Source organism: Chachezhania antarctica (genome assembly GCF_003646465.1).
GTDB lineage: Bacteria > Pseudomonadota > Alphaproteobacteria > Rhodobacterales > Rhodobacteraceae > Chachezhania > Chachezhania antarctica.
The window spans coordinates 1-333 of record NZ_QZEX01000048.1 but is presented as its reverse complement, the minus strand read 5'-3'; the positions used below and the strand labels follow the sequence as shown (position 1 = coordinate 333).

At 64.3% G+C, this 333-nt stretch carries 1 protein-coding gene; it reads right to left on the bottom strand.

Annotation, left to right across the window (positions count from 1 at the left end; translation table 11 throughout):
* Positions 1-250 (bottom strand): non-heme iron oxygenase ferredoxin subunit (locus D4754_RS23795; protein ID WP_163026052.1); only part of this gene is annotated, 250 nt, incomplete at its 3' end.
* Positions 251-333: the final 83 nt, after the last annotated feature.

Genomic DNA, 333 nt, shown 5'->3' with positions numbered 1-333 from the left:
GTCGCTTGGCGATACGCGACCGCGCTTCGCCCGTGGGCACGTGGAACAGGGCCTGGTGGAGAGGGCATTCGATACAGTCGTCTTCCAGGTAGCCGTCCGACAGCAGGGCGAAGGCGTGGGTACAGACATTGGACGTCGCATAGAACGTATCCTCGATCCGATAGAGCGCGATCAACTCCTCGCCGATCGTCACGCCCAGGACCTCGCCCTCGCCCACCGCTGCCGTTTCGGTCACGTCATGCCATGCCATCCGTCTTCTCCGTCCGTTCCGTTGTTGTCTACCAGGCGACCGCCGCGCCATCCTTCCGGCTGTCGGTCGCGGCAAGCCATGCG